This is a genomic window from Flavobacterium odoriferum, from assembly GCF_025499515.1.
Classification (GTDB): Bacteria; Bacteroidota; Bacteroidia; order Flavobacteriales; family Flavobacteriaceae; genus Flavobacterium; species Flavobacterium odoriferum.
Window position 1 is genome coordinate 196,855 of the sequence record NZ_JAMKFA010000007.1, and the last position, 15,865, is coordinate 212,719.

Here is a 15,865-nt window from a genome sequence, read left to right on the forward strand (position 1 = left end):
TCATACAAAGCGTTTAAAATTTTAATTCAACTGAAAACCATTTTGCGTTAAGGATAGCAGCATTTGTTTGAGCTCTTTTATATAAAACTAATAAAAGTTTTTTATAAAAAGCTAGTGCTGATAGCCTGACCCGTCATTGCGAGGCACGAAGCAAACAGGAACGCCCAAAAACATTTCCTAAAACTTTCCTAAAGTTTTCTCATTTTCTAAATTGTTACTTCAAAATTCTGAATTTGATATCGTATCTTTGTCCATCAAAATTTTGATTATGGACACGGCTATAGACAATGTTTTTCCACCAAGAGAACCCAAACCAAAATGGTTGCGCGTAAAATTACCAACCGGTAAAAACTACACCGAACTTAGAGGTTTAGTAGACAAATACAAACTGAATACGATTTGTACTTCGGGAAGTTGTCCTAATATGGGCGAATGTTGGGGCGAAGGAACAGCAACTTTCATGATTTTAGGAAATATCTGTACGCGTTCGTGCGGCTTTTGTGGTGTAAAAACAGGTCGTCCTGAAACTGTGGATTGGGATGAACCTGAAAAAGTAGCGCGTTCTATCAAAATTATGAACATCAAACATGCGGTTATTACTAGCGTAGATCGTGATGATTTAAAAGATATGGGTTCGATTATTTGGGCAGAAACCGTGAAAGCGATTCGCCGAATGAATCCAAATACAACATTAGAAACCTTAATTCCAGATTTTCAAGGCAACACGAGAAACTTAGACCGAATCATCGAAGTTGCTCCAGAAGTAGTTTCTCACAATATGGAAACCGTAAAACGTTTGACACGTGAAGTGAGAATTCAAGCTAAATATGAAAAAAGTTTAGAAGTGTTACGCTATTTGAAAGAGCAAGGCATCAAAAGAACAAAATCGGGTATTATGTTAGGTTTAGGAGAAACAGAAGAAGAAGTGATTCAAGTTTTACACGATTTAGCCGATGCAAAAGTCGATATTGTAACGATTGGTCAGTACTTACAACCAAGTAAAAAACATTTACCTGTTAAAGAATACATCACGCCAGAACAATTCGCGAAATACGAACAAATAGGAAAAGAATTAGGTTTTAGACATGTGGAAAGCGGTGCTTTAGTGCGTTCTTCTTATCATGCGGAGAAACATATTCATTAATTTAGTGATTAGTGAAAAGTGATTAGTGAAAAGTAATTAGTGAATAGCGAATTGAATTCTAGATAAAAACCTATAACAAAAAAGAATTGAAACCTGAAACAAAAATAAAAATTGCTATTAATGGTTTTGGAAGAATTGGACGTAATTTGTTCCGATTGCTTTTGAATCATCCTACTATTGAAGTGGTTGCCATCAACGACATTGCAGATAACAAAACAATGGCGCATTTGGTAAAATACGATAGCATTCACGGTGTTTTGAATCATAAGGTTTCGTTTTCTGATGATTCGATTATAATTGATGATAAATCATTTTTATTTTTTCACGAAAGAGAAATTAAAAATCTAGATTGGAAATCGGTAAACGTTGATATTGTTATTGAATCGACTGGAAAATTCAAAACGTTTGAAGAGATTAACCAACATATTTTAGCTGGAGCGAAAAGGGTAATTCTTTCAGCACCATCTGAAGTTGATGAAATAAAAACTGTAGTTTTAGGTGTAAACGAACACATTTTAGACGGAAGCGAAACGATAATTTCTAACGCAAGTTGCACCACAAACAACGCAGCTCCGATGATTAAAATTATTCAGGAATTGTGTGAAATTGAACAAGCGTACATCACCACCGTTCACTCCTACACTACCGACCAAAGTCTACACGATCAACCGCATAAAGATTTGCGTAGAGCTCGAGGTGCTGCACAATCTATTGTTCCAACAACAACTGGAGCTGCAAAAGCATTAACAAAAATATTTCCAGAATTAGAAGGGAAAATTGGTGGTTGTGGTATTCGCGTTCCGGTTCCAGATGGTTCGTTGACCGATATTACTTTTAATGTCAAACGTCAAGTTTCTATTGAAGAAATTAATCAAGCGTTCAAAAAAGCTGCTGAAACGAATTTCAAAGGGATTTTAGATTATACCGAAGACCCTATTGTTTCTGTAGATATTATTGGCAATCAAAATTCATGTTTATTTGATGCGCAATTAACTTCTGTTATTGACAAAATGGTAAAAATTGTAGGTTGGTACGACAACGAAATTGGCTATTCTTCTCGATTAATTGATTTAATTACATTCGTTTCTAAAAAATAAAGTTTTTTTTTATCTGTAAAAAACTTAAATTGCAGGGTTAAAAAGTAATCTTGACTTAAATTGACAAAGCAATTTGTAATATTTTTACTATTTGTAACTTTTTCAAGTTACACACAATCTGTATATAAAGATGTTGCAAAAATTAGCGATAGTACTGACTATTATTTAGAAATTGGCCTTTTTAATAAAGAAGATAAAAAATCTTACAAAAGAGCAATTGAGTTTACAGAAAAAGCAATTACATACGCAAAATCTAATAACCTAAACGATAAATTAGCCGATTCATACTTGCAATTGGGAAACATTTATTATGATTTAGAAAAAAACAATTTAGCAATTGATTACTTCATTAGAGCAGTAAATACATTTGACACAAAAGAGCCTAAAACAAATTTAGCGCTTTCTTATTATGGCCTTGGTAAATGCTATCTAAAAAAAGACAATATTAAAGTTGCCGAAATTTACTTTGAAAAAGCAGCTTCATTATATGAAAAACTAAACTTTTTTGAAGCAATTGAATTGATAAACTTACAGAAAGGAATAATCAAAAAAGAAAAAAAGGATTATCCAGAAGCAACTACAATTCTTTTATCTGTAATTAAAAATTTAGATGACGATGCTTTTCTTAGTACAAAATCTGAAGCTTATTTTCAATTGGGAGAAATTGAAATGGCACAGAAAAAGTATGCAAAAGCAATTAGTTATTATGATTTAGCAAACGTTGCAAATCAAACAAATAAAAGTGATTTTGAAGCTTCAAAAAAAATTCTAAAACAATTAAGTATTGCTTACGAAAGAAGCCACAACAAGGAAAAATCACACTTTTATCTAAAAAAATATGCCGATTTAACCGACTCAATTTCAAAACATTTTCTAAGTTTTGATTCGGAAAATATGATTGATAAAATTCAATTTGATGAGCAGTTAAAAACAATTGAACAATTAGATAAAGAAAAGAAAAGTCAGCAAAAAACATTACGTTTTTCTAAGTTAATTAGTATTTTGAGTATTGCTTTGATTTCGATTTTATCGCTTTTGAGTTTATCGCTATACAAAAACAATAAAATTAGAATTAGCACGAATAAACTATTAAAAGAAAAAAACAAAGAATTAATTGCCGAAAAAGAAAGAGCAGAATTAGCTTCAAAAGCAAGAGCAGATTTCCTATCAACAGTAAGTCATGAATTACGAACACCATTAAATGCAATTAACGGGATAACCTATCTTTTATTACAAGAAAAACCAAAAGCAAGTCAACTAAATTACCTGAAGTCATTAGAGTTTTCTGGAAACTACTTATTGAATTTTATCAATGATATTTTAGAAATTAATCGTTTAGAATCAGACAAAGTAACTGTTGAGAAAATTAGCTTTGATTTAAAAGAACTTATCGAAAACATCACCATATCATTCAAAGAATTTATCAACGAAAACAACATCAATTGCCATTTATATATTGATGAAACGATAACTTCTAACTTAAAAGGCGATCCTACAAAATTGTCGCAAATTATCATCAATTTATTGAATAATGCGATTAAATTTAGTAAAAATGGAGATGTTTGGTGTACTGTTAAAAAAATTAAAGAATCAAATAATGAAATCAAATTATACTTTGAAGTAAAAGATAACGGAATAGGAATTCCTACAGACAAACAAGAAACTATTTTTGATAGTTTTAGTCAAGGTTCAGTTGAAATTAATCGAACGTATGGAGGAACAGGTTTAGGGCTTTCTATTGTTAAGAAAATTCTAGAACTGATGGGAAGCACCATTCATTTAAAAAGTGAAAGCGGAAAAGGAAGTACTTTTTCTTTTGAACTAGAATTTGAAAAAGCTGCAAAAGACGAAGTTAAAAAAGAGATAAATCAGAAAATTGAATACTTAAATAAGAAAAATATTCTATTGGTTGAAGACAACAAAATCAATCAAATGATTACCCAAAAAATGCTTGAAAAGAAAGGTATTTCATGTGTTATCATAGACAATGGTGAAGATGCGATTGAAAACGCAAAAACTAACCATTATGACCTAATTTTAATGGATGTTCATTTACCTGGAATCAACGGAACTGAAGCCACAACCGAAATTAGAAAATTTGACACAACAACTCCAATTATTGCATTAACAGCTATTTCATTAAATGAAAATAAAGAAATGCTCTTGTCCTACGGCATGAATGAAGTAATTACCAAACCATTTGAACCAGAGCATTTTTATAATGTAGTAACCGCTTACTTAACTAATAGTGAGCAATCAAATTCTTAATTAAGTTTCTTACATGAGGCTCTGCTTTTTGAGCTGCTTGTAACACTTCTTCATGATTTACTTCTTCAATATTTTCTTCATCACCCATATCTGTAATTACTGAAACACCAAAGCATTCCATATTCATATGACGTGCTACAATTACTTCTGGAACGGTTGACATCCCTACGCAATCAGCACCTAAGGCTTTTACCATTTTATATTCAGCAAGCGTTTCAAATGTTGGCCCTTGTAAACCTAAATAAATTCCTTTTTTCAAATCGATATTTAATGCTTTTGCCAATTCAAATGCTTTAGCATTCATCGCTTTTGAATACGGTTCGCTCATGTTGACAAATCTTGGACCAAAACGCTCATCGTTATGACCACGTAATGGATGTTCGGGCATCATGTTGATATGATCTGTAATAACAGCAACATCACCCACTTTATATGATGGATTTACGCCACCCGAAGCATTGGATACAATTAATTTTTCAACACCTAAATATTTCATTACACGCACCGGAAAAGTTACTTGTTTCATATCGTAACCTTCATAAAAATGAAAACGACCTTGCATTGCCACCACTTTTTTTCCTTGAATCGTTCCAAAAACCAAAGCACCTTTATGACCTTGAACCGTTGAAACTGGAAAATTTGGAATTTCCGTATATGGTAATGTATGTTCGATTGCAATATCTTCTGTAAAACCGCCTAATCCTGAACCTAAAATCACACCATATTCTGGAGTAAAATTGGTTTTGTTTTTAATGAAACTAACTGTTTCTTGTACTTTGTCCCACATAATCTTCTATCGTTTTATCAATGTTTTTATTTAAAAAAGTAGATTTTATTGACAAATAGAACAATTGCTCTTTAGGCAATAATCCGTTTAAACGAACAAAATCTTTTTCTGTTGTAATTATTTTTCTTCCATTGGCTTTTGCCAAAATTTGTTCACAATCTTGTTTTGAAAAATGATGATGATCTTGAAACACCAAAGCTTCATCAGTTTCATTTTTAAGAAAATCGAAAAACAATTTAGGTTTTGCAATTCCAGCTACCAAAACTTTACTTTCGGATTGAATTTCAGAAACCAACAATTTACTTTCATTTCCAAAAACATAATCATCGTACTGAATTGTAGTGAAGAAAACTGGTTGCTTTACCTTTAACTTTTCTCTGATTTTCTGCTGCGCAAGTTCGGATAAATCATTCGGACATTTTGTGACAATTATCATATCGGCACGTTTTTTCCCTGAAGACGGTTCGCGTAAATTCCCGAAAGGCAAAATATAATCATCGCAAAACAAATCGTCATACGCTGTGAGCAAAATATAAAAACCAGCTTTTACTTTTCTGTGCTGATAAGCGTCGTCTAATAAAATTACATCTGGTCTATTCGGATGTTGTAATAAATTTTCAATTCCGTTTTTACGATTGGCATCAACCGCTACTTGAATATTTGAAAATTTCGAATAAAACTGAAAAGGTTCGTCACCAATTGAACTCGCAGTAGCTTTTTCATCTGCCAAAATAAAACCTTCGGTCGTACGCTTGTAACCGCGACTCAAAACAGCCACTTTATATTTATCAGAAAGCAATCGGATTAAATATTCAATTTGAGGTGTTTTTCCTGTTCCGCCAACGCTAAGATTTCCAACAGCAATAATTGGAATATTAAAAGAAGAACTCTTGAAAATGCCTTTGTCGTAAAGCCAATTTCGGATAAACGTAATGAGCCAATACAAAAAGGCTAAAGGGAAAAGTATTTTTCGTAACAAAATCATATTACGAAAGTATAATAAATTATCATCATATTAAAGTTTATGCTATTTATCATTTCATTTCTAACTGGTATTTCGTTAATTTGTGTAATCATTTAGTAAAATCAAACATCATGAAACTTTCCGATATACTTTCTGTTCTTGAAGAAATGGCACCACTAGGTTACACCGAAGATTTTGATAATGTTGGGCTTTTGGTTGGAAACCCGAATCAAGAAATTGATGGCGTTTTAGTTTGTCATGATGCTTTGGAATCGGTGATTGATGAGGCGATTTCGAAAAAATGTAATTTGGTCGTTTGCTTCCACCCTATTTTGTTTTCGGGAATTAAGAAAATTACGGGTAAAAATTACGTCGAACGTTCGATTTTGAAAGCCATTAAAAACGACATTGCGATTTATGCCGTTCATACTGCTTTGGACAATCATCAAAATGGTGTGAATAAAATTTTCTGTGATGCTTTAGGTTTGAAACATTCGAAAGTATTGATTCCGAAAGAAAATTACATTCAAAAATTGGTTACCTATACCATTCCAGAAAATGTTGAAAAATTGCGAAATGCCCTGTTTGATGCTGGCGCTGGAACGATAGGAAATTATGAAGATTGTAGTTTTAATTCGAAAGGAATTGGAACTTATATGGGAAATGAAAATTCGAATCCGGAAATTGGAGAGCGTTTTGAATTTGTAGAAAACGAAGAAATTAAAATCGAGCTGACTTTTGAAAAACATTTGCAAGGTAAAATCTTGAAAGCTTTATTCAAAAATCATGTGTACGAAGAAGTAGCTTACGAAATTTATCAATTGGAAAACAAGCATCAAAATATTGGTTTGGGACGCGTTGGAGAATTCGAAAATCCGCTTTCTGAAACCGAATTTTTAGAATTGGTAAAAGACAAATTACAATGTGGAGGCATTAGACATTCGGCTTTCATAGGAAAATCAATAAAAAAAGTAGCAGTTTTAGGCGGAAGTGGTAGTTTTGCAATTAATAATGCAATTGCTTCAGGTGCAGACGCTTATCTCACGGCCGACTTAAAATATCACCAATTCTATGAAGCTGAAAATCAATTACTTTTGGCTGATATTGGTCATTTTGAAAGCGAAAGGTATACAAAAAATTATATAGTTGATTTTCTTAAAGAAAAAATCACTAATTTTGCACCCAATTCGCTGCAATGCGGAATTATTTTATCAGAAGAAAATACAAATCCAGTTAAGTACTTTTAAATATGGCAACCATCAAAGAGATAAGCGTAGAAGATAAGTTAAGAGCCCTTTATGCTTTACAATTAGTTGATTCTAAAATAGACGAAATCAGAAATGTTAGAGGTGAATTGCCTCTTGAAGTAGATGATTTAGAAGATGAAGTAGCAGGACTTTCTACTCGTTTAGACAAATTAAAAAGTGATTTAGAAACAATTGATGACCAAATCAAAGAAAAGAAAAACGCAATCGATGGACACAAAGAATCGATTAAAAAATATTTAGAGCAACAAAAAAACGTTCGTAACAATAGAGAATTCAACTCTTTAACTAAAGAAGTGGAGTTTCAGGAATTGGAAATTCAATTGGCTGAAAAACACATTAAAGAAATGAAAGCTTCTATTGAGCACAGAAAAGAAGTTATTGCTCAAACTAAAGAAAGATTAGAAGGTAAACAAACACATTTGAAACATAAGAAAGCTGAATTAAGCGATATTATGGCTGAAACTGAAAAAGAAGAAAACTTTTTAACTGCAAAATCAGCAGAATTAAGAGGTCAAATCGAAGAGCGTTTAATTGCTGCTTACGACAGAATTAGAACAAGTGTTAGAAACGGTTTAGCGGTTGTTTCTATTGAACGTGGCGCATCTGCTGGCTCTTTCTTTACTATTCCACCACAAACACAAATGGAAATTGCTGCACGTAAAAAAATTATTACAGATGAGCACAGTGGAAGAATTTTAGTAGACGGTTTATTAGCCGATGAAGAAAAAGAAAAAATGGAAAAATTATTTGCAACAATCTAATTGATTCCATAACAATAAATGAAAGTCCTTTTTTTAAAAGGGCTTTTTTTGTTTTTAAACGCTTAGACGCAAAGTTTTCATAATTCCCAAATTACTATTCACTAATCACTTTTCGCTTTTCACTAAAAAACCTATCTTTGCTACATGGAAGAAAATGCAACCCGAATTAATAAGTTTTTATCAGAAACTGGTTTTTGTTCTCGTAGAGAAGCTGATCGTTTGATTGAGCAAGGAAGAGTTACTATTAACGGAAAAGTTCCGGAAATGGGCACAAAAGTGACGCCAAGTGACGAAGTGCGTGTAAACGGAAAATTGATTCAGGAACGCAATGAAAAACCAATTTATTTAGCCTTCAACAAACCTGCGGGAATTGAATGTACGACCAACCTAGACGTAAGAGACAATATTATAGATTTCATAAACTATCCTGAGCGTATTTTTCCGATTGGACGTTTGGATAAAGCCAGTGAAGGTTTGATTTTTATGACCAATGATGGCGATATTGTAAACAAAATTCTTCGTGCGAGAAACAACCACGAAAAAGAATATATCGTAACCGTAAACCATCCAATTACAGATCGATTTATTGATAGAATGGCAAATGGAATCCCTATTTTGGAAACGATTACTAAGAAATGTAAAGTAGAACAAATTAGTAAATACGTTTTCCGAATTATTTTAACGCAAGGTTTGAATAGACAAATTCGTAGAATGTGTGAATATTTAGATTACGAAGTAACGGCTTTGAAACGTACCCGAATTATCAACATTTCCTTAGACGTTGCGGAAGGCAAATACCGAAACTTAACCGATGCCGAAGTTGCTGAATTGAACAAATTGATTGAACCTTCTAGCAAAACTGAAGAAGCAAGTTTGCCGAGTAATAAAGGTAAGTTTACTGGGAAAAGAAATTATGGGGAAAGGAATAGATAGGAAACATATAATTTAAAGAAGCACGGGAAATTTCTCGTGCTTTTTTGTTTAAAAATCTGAACACTTTGTAAAAAAATTTGTTAAGACATCAAAAACCTCAGCGTTATAATTGTATTCTTTTAAGTTCGTCTAAAAGTAATGGTCCTTCTAATCTCGAACCATTAATCATTGTTTCATTTTCTGGTGAAAATGTGAAATATTGAAATTCAAAATCTAAATCTCTACACCAATATCCTATAAAGATTAGAAAATCTTTTTTTAAATGGGTAACTTTAAAACGTATAGGAATATTTATAACAGAAACCAAAATTTGATTACTATGATTTGAGACAGAATACTTATCACCTAATGAATCTTTTATAAATTCAAAATTATGCAGTGATTCAATAAATTTAATATTGTAAACATCAACTAAAAAAGAAACTTTTTCAGCAGGCACATTTGATTGGTTACGAATACTAACAACTATATCACTTTTATAATCATCTAATTTATTAATTGTAATATCTGCTGATAATAAAGGTAATTTTCTTTTATTAAAAAGAGCTTGAATAATTCCGTGTGGAGCAGGTTTAGCATCCCTTTCCAATCTAATATAATATTTACCATCTGCTCCAGATTGATGAGGTGGCGTATTACTTTGTGGAATATCTATTAAAAAAACATTCCCTTTTTCAAGAATAAACTCTTCAATTCTTAAATTTACAGGTGAAGGAACAATATTGGACGCAAGTTTTTGATATAACCAATCTTTATTTTTGAAACTCGAATAAGTTATATCTCCTTGACATACTTTTGTTGTTGTCTTACCAACTATTTTATTTGTCTCTCTCGGTGCGCCAACAATTAATAAACCTCCTTCAGTATTCAAAAATGCCGCTACTTCTTTAAATAAATCGTTAATCTCAACATCTCCGCTTTTAAATTCCAAAATAGAAGATTCTTCTTGTGGTTCAGAAAAAAATTCAATTATGTCTTCAATATTAATATCAAAGCGGGATTTTCCAAATATCGATTCAATAAAGCCATCGTTCATAAGTAGTTTTTTTATAATGTTGTGCAAATAATAAAATTAAGTAATCCTTCATTACTTTCATGCAATTTACAAAACCCTTTTCAAAACAAAATGTGGAAAACTGTAATCTTATAAACATTTTAAACAGCTATTTCCATCACATAATCATCCATTACATAACCGTTTCCAATATCAATAACTTCGTCTTTTACGATGGTAAAACCTAACTTTTCGTAGAAAAAACGGGATTTGTTGTATTTGTTTACGTTTAAAAAAACGGCTTTTTGGTTTTGTGCTATGGCAATTTCAATGGCTTTGTCTATTAATAATTTGCCCAAACCTTTACCTTGTTCGGTAGGCAACACATAAATTTTGTGAATTTTAAGTTTTTGAGAATTGTAACAATTTAATTCGTAGGACAAAAAACCAACGGCTCTTTCAGCATCTTTTAGTAGTAAAAAATGTTGCCCATTTTGGAATTGTGTTTCAAGTGCTTCTATGCTATAAAACTGCGATAACATATACTTCAACTGCTCTGGTGAAAGAATTTCTTTGTAAGCAGAAGGCCAAATTTCGTAAGCTAATTCAGCTACAATACTTAGTTGTTCTTTTTGTAATGGTACAATATTCATTTTGCTAAAATAAAAAAAACCTCACATTTCTGAGAGGTTATTATGTTAAGCTTGTCCTGTTGGTCCAAAATTTAATGGAATGGCTGGCTGTTCGCCTTCTTCAATTTTTCCGTGTGCACTTTCGAAACGGTGTATATTTTCTCCTAGTGCTTTTAATAAACGTTTTGCATGTTGTGGTGTTAACACAATTCTTGATTTTACTTTTGCCTTTGGAACGCCTGGCATTATCGCTACAAAATCAACCACAAACTCAGAATTTGAATGATTGATAATTGCTAAGTTTGAGTAGGTTCCTTCGGCAGTTTTTTCATCTAATTCGATGTTGATTTGTCCTTGTGGGTTGTTATTTTCCATATTTTTTATTTAAACATATAAGTCATCTAAGTTTTACTTTAGTGTATATGTATGATTAAGTTCTTTTAAGTTTTCAAATCTAGTACAAGATTAAGTATAATTTTTGATTAAAAAAAAACCTAACAAAAATTAATTCGTTAGGTTTTTTAGTATTGGAATAGTGCTACTTTTAGTAATTAAATTCTTCTTTAGCAGCAACTAACTCATTGTATTCTTCTTTAGAACCTACTATCATATTGTCATAGTCTCTCATACCTGTACCGGCTGGGATTCTGTGTCCTACAATAACATTTTCTTTTAATCCTTCTAATGTATCGATTTTACCTGCAACAGCAGCTTCGTTTAATACTTTAGTTGTTTCCTGGAACGATGCCGCAGAAATGAATGATTTCGTTTGTAACGATGCTCTCGTAATACCTTGAAGTACTGGAGTAGCAGTTGCTGTAATAACATCACGAGCTACTACTAAATTTTTATCATTACGTTTTAACAACGAATTTTCATCTCTTAATTGACGTGGAGAAATAATTTGACCTGGTTTTAAATTTTCCGAGTCACCTGCATCCTCTACTACTTTCATTCCGTATAATTTGTCGTTTTCAACAAGGAAATCACTAGTATGAGCTAATTGATCTTCCAAGAATAATGTATCTCCTGGATCAACAATTCTTACTTTACGCATCATTTGACGAATAACTACCTCAAAGTGTTTGTCGTTGATTTTTACCCCTTGTAAACGGTAAACTTCCTGAATTTCATTTACTAAATACTGTTGAACAGCAGATGGTCCTTGAATTCTTAAAATATCCTCTGGAGTAATTGCACCATCAGAAAGTGGCGTACCAGCTTTCACGTAGTCATTCTCTTGCACTAAGATTTGGTTCGAAAGTTTTACTAAGTATTTCTTCACTTCACCAAATTTAGATTCGATAGCAATTTCTCTATTTCCTCTTTTAATTTTTCCGAATGTAACAACACCGTCAATTTCAGAAACTACCGCTGGGTTAGATGGATTACGAGCTTCTAATAACTCGGTAATTCTTGGTAAACCTCCTGTGATATCGCCTGTTTTAGAAGAACGACGTGGAATTTTTACTAAAATTTTACCTGCTTTAATTTTCTCGCCATCATCTACCATAAGGTGAGCTCCAACTGGTAAGTTATATGAACGAATTAATTCGCCATCTTTTCCATAAATCAATAAAGTAGGAACTAATTTTTTATTTCTACCTTCAGAAATTACTTTTTCTTGGAAACCTGTTTGCTCATCGATTTCAACTAAGAACGATTGTCCTTGTTCTAAATCTTCGTAAGCAATTTTTCCTGTAAATTCTGAAACAATAACTCCATTATATGGATCCCATTTACAAATTGTAGTACCTTTTTCAACAACGTCTCCGTCTTTAACAAAAATACTTGAACCATAAGGAATATAGTGTGTATTTAATAAAATTCCGGTTTTAGCATCTACTAATTTTAATTCAGTAGAACGAGAGATAACTATATCAACTGCATTTCCATCAGCATCTTCACCTTTAACGGTTTTTAAATCTTCAATTTCTAATCTACCTCCAAAACGAGTTACAATACTTGATTCCTCAGAAATACCACCAGCAACCCCTCCAACGTGGAACGTACGAAGTGTTAACTGTGTACCTGGCTCACCAATTGATTGCGCTGCAATAACTCCAACTGCTTCACCTTTTTGAGTCATCTTACCAGTAGCTAAGTTTCTACCATAACATTTCGCACAGATTCCTTTTTTAGCTTCACAAGTTAATGGAGAACGTACTTCAACTCTTTCGATTGGAGATGCTTCGATTTTCTTAACGATTGCTTCAGTAATTTGCTCACCTGCTTCAACTAAAATTTCGTTATCAAGTGGGTTAATTACATTTTGTAAAGCTACACGTCCTAAAATTCTTTCTCCTAAAGTTTCAACAATTTCTTCGTTTTTCTTTAAAGCAGAAACTTCAATTCCTCTTAATGTACCACAGTCAACAGAGTTTACAATAACATCTTGAGATACATCGTGTAATCTACGAGTTAAGTAACCAGCATCGGCAGTTTTAAGAGCCGTATCCGCAAGACCTTTACGCGCACCGTGAGTAGAAATGAAGTACTCAAGAATCGAAAGACCTTCCTTAAAGTTAGATAAAATCGGGTTTTCAATAATTTCACCACCACCAGCTGTTGATTTTTTAGGCTTAGCCATCAAACCACGCATACCAGTTAACTGACGAATTTGTTCTTTAGAACCCCTTGCTCCAGAGTCAAGCATCATATATACCGAGTTGAAACCTTGTTGGTCTTCACGGATATTTTTCATTGCTAGCTCTGTTAATTGAGCATTAGCTGAAGTCCAGATATCAATAACTTGGTTGTAACGTTCGTTATTGGTAATAAGACCCATGTTATAGTTCATTGAGATACCTTCAACTTGTTCTCTAGCATCCGCAATTAATTGTGTTTTTTGTTCAGGAATACGAATATCACCCAATGAGAATGATAATCCTCCACGGAATGCATTTTTATATCCTAAATCTTTCATATCATCTAAGAAAGCTGCTGTTGTAGGAACATCAGTAACTTCTAAGATTCTACCAATAATATCACGTAATGATTTCTTAGTTAAAACCTCATTGATATATCCAGCTGCTTGTGGTACTACTTCATTAAATAATACTCTACCAGCAGTTGTTTGAATGATTTTATATACTAACTCTCCGTTTTCATTAAAATCTTTAGCACGTACTTTCACACGAGCATTTAATTCTAACTTACCTTCGTTCAGGGCAATGTTTACTTCTTCTGCAGAATAGAAAGTCAAATCTTGACCTAAAATTTTCTTTTCTGGAGTTGATAGACGCTCTTTGGTCATATAATAAAGACCAAGAACCATGTCTTGAGAAGGTACAGTAATTGGAGCACCATTTGCAGGATTCAAGATATTGTGAGAAGCCAACATTAATAATTGTGCCTCTAAAATAGCTTCTGGTCCTAATGGTAAGTGAACCGCCATCTGGTCACCATCGAAATCGGCGTTGAATGCAGTACATACTAATGGGTGTAACTGGATTGCTTTTCCTTCAATTAACTTAGGTTGGAATGCTTGAATACCCAATCTGTGTAACGTAGGAGCACGGTTCAATAATACAGGATGTCCTTTAATTACATTCTCTAAAATATCCCATACAACTGGCTCTTTTTTGTCGATGATTTTCTTAGCCGACTTAACTGTTTTAACAATTCCTCTTTCGATTAACTTACGAATAACGAATGGTTTGTATAGTTCAGCAGCCATATCTTTTGGCAAACCACATTCGAACAATTTCATTTCTGGTCCAACGACGATTACTGAACGAGCAGAATAATCTACACGTTTTCCTAATAAGTTTTGACGGAAACGACCTTGTTTACCTTTTAATGAATCTGATAAAGATTTTAATGGTCTGTTTGATTCTGTTTTAACAGCAGAAGCTTTACGTGTGTTATCAAATAATGAATCTACAGATTCTTGTAACATACGTTTTTCGTTTCTTAAGATAACTTCTGGAGCTTTAATCTCCATTAATCTTTTTAAACGGTTGTTACGGATGATAACTCTTCTGTATAAATCATTTAAATCTGAAGTTGCGAAACGACCTCCATCAAGTGGCACTAACGGACGTAATTCTGGTGGAATAACTGGAATTACTTTTAAAATCATCCATTCTGGACGGTTTTCTCTGTTTAAGTTAGACTCACGGAATGATTCAACAACATTTAAACGTTTTAACGCTTCTGTCTTACGTTGTTTAGATGTTTCGTTATTAGCAGCGTGACGTAAACTATAAGAAAGTTCGTCTAAGTCAGTACGAGCTAATAAATCCATAATACATTCAGCACCCATTTTAGCGATGAATTTATTAGGATCGTTGTCATCTAAATATTGATTTTCCATAGGAAGTGTATCTAAAATATTTAAATACTCTTCTTCTGTAAGGAAATCTAATTTTTGTAATGATTCACCATCAGCGTTTTTAGCAATACCAGCTTGAATTACTACGTATCTTTCGTAGTAAATAATCATATCTAATTTCTTAGATGGTAGACCTAAAATATAACCAATTTTGTTTGGTAACGAACGGAAATACCAGATATGAGCAATAGGCACAACAAGGTTGATGTGTCCTACTCTATCTCTACGTACTTTTTTCTCTGTTACTTCAACACCACATCGGTCACAAACGATTCCTTTATAGCGAATTCTTTTATACTTACCACAAGCACACTCGTAATCTTTTACTGGACCGAAAATACGTTCACAGAAAAGACCATCTCTTTCTGGTTTGTGTGTACGATAGTTGATAGTTTCTGGTTTTAAAACCTCACCTCTAGATTCTCCTAAAATTGATTCTGGAGAAGCTAATCCTATCGTAATTTTGTTAAACCTTTTTATTTGGTTCTTATCTCTATTATTTCTATTATTCATCATAGTTTTTACTATTGATTTACTTGCAATTAAAAATTGATTTTAAACAGCTTTAGCAATGCTACTTTTCTGTTGACTCGAATTACTTCTCTAAACTTCAAACCTAAATTTTGAAGTGCTAGTTATTGTATTTGACACAATAAATTTTGTCTGTACAATAAAAAATCG

The 15,865-nt window shown here is 32.6% G+C and carries 12 protein-coding genes; 6 read left to right on the forward strand and 6 right to left on the reverse strand.

Annotated features, from left to right (window positions below):
- Window positions 1–268: 268 nt before the first annotated feature.
- The 3 genes from lipA to M9Q43_RS06960 all read left to right on the forward strand — a co-directional run bounded on the left by lipA (window position 269) and on the right by M9Q43_RS06960 (window position 4,509).
- Complete coding sequence (gene lipA, locus M9Q43_RS06950) at window positions 269–1,144, forward strand: lipoyl synthase (RefSeq protein WP_133610606.1); 876 nt, start codon at window positions 269–271, stop codon at window positions 1,142–1,144.
- 86 nt (window positions 1,145–1,230) lie between these two features.
- Window positions 1,231–2,241 carry a type I glyceraldehyde-3-phosphate dehydrogenase gene (gene gap, locus M9Q43_RS06955; RefSeq protein ID WP_262318224.1) on the forward strand — a complete coding sequence of 337 codons (1,011 nt, stop codon included), beginning with the start codon at window positions 1,231–1,233 and terminating at the stop codon, window positions 2,239–2,241.
- Window positions 2,242–2,301: 60 nt separating this feature from the next.
- The gene (locus M9Q43_RS06960; protein WP_262318225.1) at window positions 2,302–4,509 is read left to right on the forward strand and encodes a tetratricopeptide repeat-containing hybrid sensor histidine kinase/response regulator; all 2,208 of its coding nucleotides are present in this window, start codon (window positions 2,302–2,304) and stop codon (window positions 4,507–4,509) included.
- Here M9Q43_RS06960 and M9Q43_RS06965 read toward each other — a convergent pair.
- Both M9Q43_RS06965 and lpxK read right to left on the reverse strand, forming a co-directional pair.
- Window positions 4,484–5,296 (reverse strand): purine-nucleoside phosphorylase, encoded by an 813-nt coding sequence (locus M9Q43_RS06965; protein ID WP_262318226.1) that lies wholly within the window; start codon window positions 5,294–5,296, stop codon window positions 4,484–4,486. The genes M9Q43_RS06960 and M9Q43_RS06965 overlap by 26 nt on opposite strands.
- Window positions 5,268–6,281 carry a tetraacyldisaccharide 4'-kinase gene (gene lpxK, locus M9Q43_RS06970; protein WP_262318227.1) on the reverse strand — a complete coding sequence of 338 codons (1,014 nt, stop codon included), beginning with the start codon at window positions 6,279–6,281 and terminating at the stop codon, window positions 5,268–5,270. The genes M9Q43_RS06965 and lpxK overlap by 29 nt, the downstream gene beginning before the upstream one ends.
- 110 nt (window positions 6,282–6,391) lie before the next feature.
- Here lpxK and M9Q43_RS06975 point away from each other — a divergent pair, with 110 nt between their 5' ends.
- The 3 genes from M9Q43_RS06975 to rluF all read left to right on the forward strand — a co-directional run bounded on the left by M9Q43_RS06975 (window position 6,392) and on the right by rluF (window position 9,222).
- A complete protein-coding gene (locus M9Q43_RS06975; RefSeq protein ID WP_262318228.1) occupies window positions 6,392–7,507 on the forward strand; it encodes a Nif3-like dinuclear metal center hexameric protein in 1,116 nt (371 codons plus the stop codon).
- Window positions 7,508–7,509: 2 nt separating this feature from the next.
- Complete coding sequence (locus tag M9Q43_RS06980) at window positions 7,510–8,289, forward strand: zinc ribbon domain-containing protein (protein WP_262318229.1); 780 nt, start codon at window positions 7,510–7,512, stop codon at window positions 8,287–8,289.
- Between the two features lie 144 nt (window positions 8,290–8,433).
- On the forward strand, window positions 8,434–9,222 hold the full coding sequence (gene rluF, locus M9Q43_RS06985; protein ID WP_262318230.1) for a 23S rRNA pseudouridine(2604) synthase RluF: 789 nt from the start codon (window positions 8,434–8,436) through the stop codon (window positions 9,220–9,222).
- 103 nt (window positions 9,223–9,325) lie between these two features.
- On the opposite strand, the gene M9Q43_RS06990 is transcribed toward rluF, so the two are convergent.
- The 4 genes from M9Q43_RS06990 to rpoC all read right to left on the reverse strand — a co-directional run bounded on the left by M9Q43_RS06990 (window position 9,326) and on the right by rpoC (window position 15,700).
- Window positions 9,326–10,258 (reverse strand): AlbA family DNA-binding domain-containing protein, encoded by a 933-nt coding sequence (locus tag M9Q43_RS06990; protein ID WP_262318231.1) that lies wholly within the window; start codon window positions 10,256–10,258, stop codon window positions 9,326–9,328.
- Between the two features lie 119 nt (window positions 10,259–10,377).
- On the reverse strand, window positions 10,378–10,869 hold the full coding sequence (locus tag M9Q43_RS06995; RefSeq protein WP_262318232.1) for a GNAT family N-acetyltransferase: 492 nt from the start codon (window positions 10,867–10,869) through the stop codon (window positions 10,378–10,380).
- A gap of 45 nt (window positions 10,870–10,914) precedes the next feature.
- A complete protein-coding gene (locus M9Q43_RS07000; RefSeq protein ID WP_008256595.1) occupies window positions 10,915–11,223 on the reverse strand; it encodes a DUF3467 domain-containing protein in 309 nt (102 codons plus the stop codon).
- Window positions 11,224–11,392: 169 nt separating this feature from the next.
- On the reverse strand, window positions 11,393–15,700 hold the full coding sequence (gene rpoC / locus M9Q43_RS07005) for a DNA-directed RNA polymerase subunit beta' (protein WP_262318233.1): 4,308 nt from the start codon (window positions 15,698–15,700) through the stop codon (window positions 11,393–11,395).
- Between the last annotated feature and the right edge of the window lie 165 nt (window positions 15,701–15,865).

What these genes read in the sequence shown, in the direction of transcription:
- lpxK (WP_262318227.1), bottom strand. Translation starts at nt 6,281, where the DNA reads ATGATTTTGTTACGAAAAATACTTTTCCCTTTAGCCTTTTTGTATTGG.
- M9Q43_RS06990 (WP_262318231.1), bottom strand. Translation starts at nt 10,258, where the DNA reads ATGAACGATGGCTTTATTGAATCGATATTTGGAAAATCCCGCTTTGAT.
- M9Q43_RS06980 (WP_262318229.1), top strand. Translation starts at nt 7,510, where the DNA reads ATGGCAACCATCAAAGAGATAAGCGTAGAAGATAAGTTAAGAGCCCTT.
- lipA (WP_133610606.1), top strand. Translation starts at nt 269, where the DNA reads ATGGACACGGCTATAGACAATGTTTTTCCACCAAGAGAACCCAAACCA.
- rpoC (WP_262318233.1), bottom strand. Translation starts at nt 15,700, where the DNA reads ATGATGAATAATAGAAATAATAGAGATAAGAACCAAATAAAAAGGTTT.
- rluF (WP_262318230.1), top strand. Translation starts at nt 8,434, where the DNA reads ATGGAAGAAAATGCAACCCGAATTAATAAGTTTTTATCAGAAACTGGT.
- M9Q43_RS06975 (WP_262318228.1), top strand. Translation starts at nt 6,392, where the DNA reads ATGAAACTTTCCGATATACTTTCTGTTCTTGAAGAAATGGCACCACTA.
- M9Q43_RS06965 (WP_262318226.1), bottom strand. Translation starts at nt 5,296, where the DNA reads ATGTGGGACAAAGTACAAGAAACAGTTAGTTTCATTAAAAACAAAACC.
- M9Q43_RS07000 (WP_008256595.1), bottom strand. Translation starts at nt 11,223, where the DNA reads ATGGAAAATAACAACCCACAAGGACAAATCAACATCGAATTAGATGAA.
- M9Q43_RS06995 (WP_262318232.1), bottom strand. Translation starts at nt 10,869, where the DNA reads ATGAATATTGTACCATTACAAAAAGAACAACTAAGTATTGTAGCTGAA.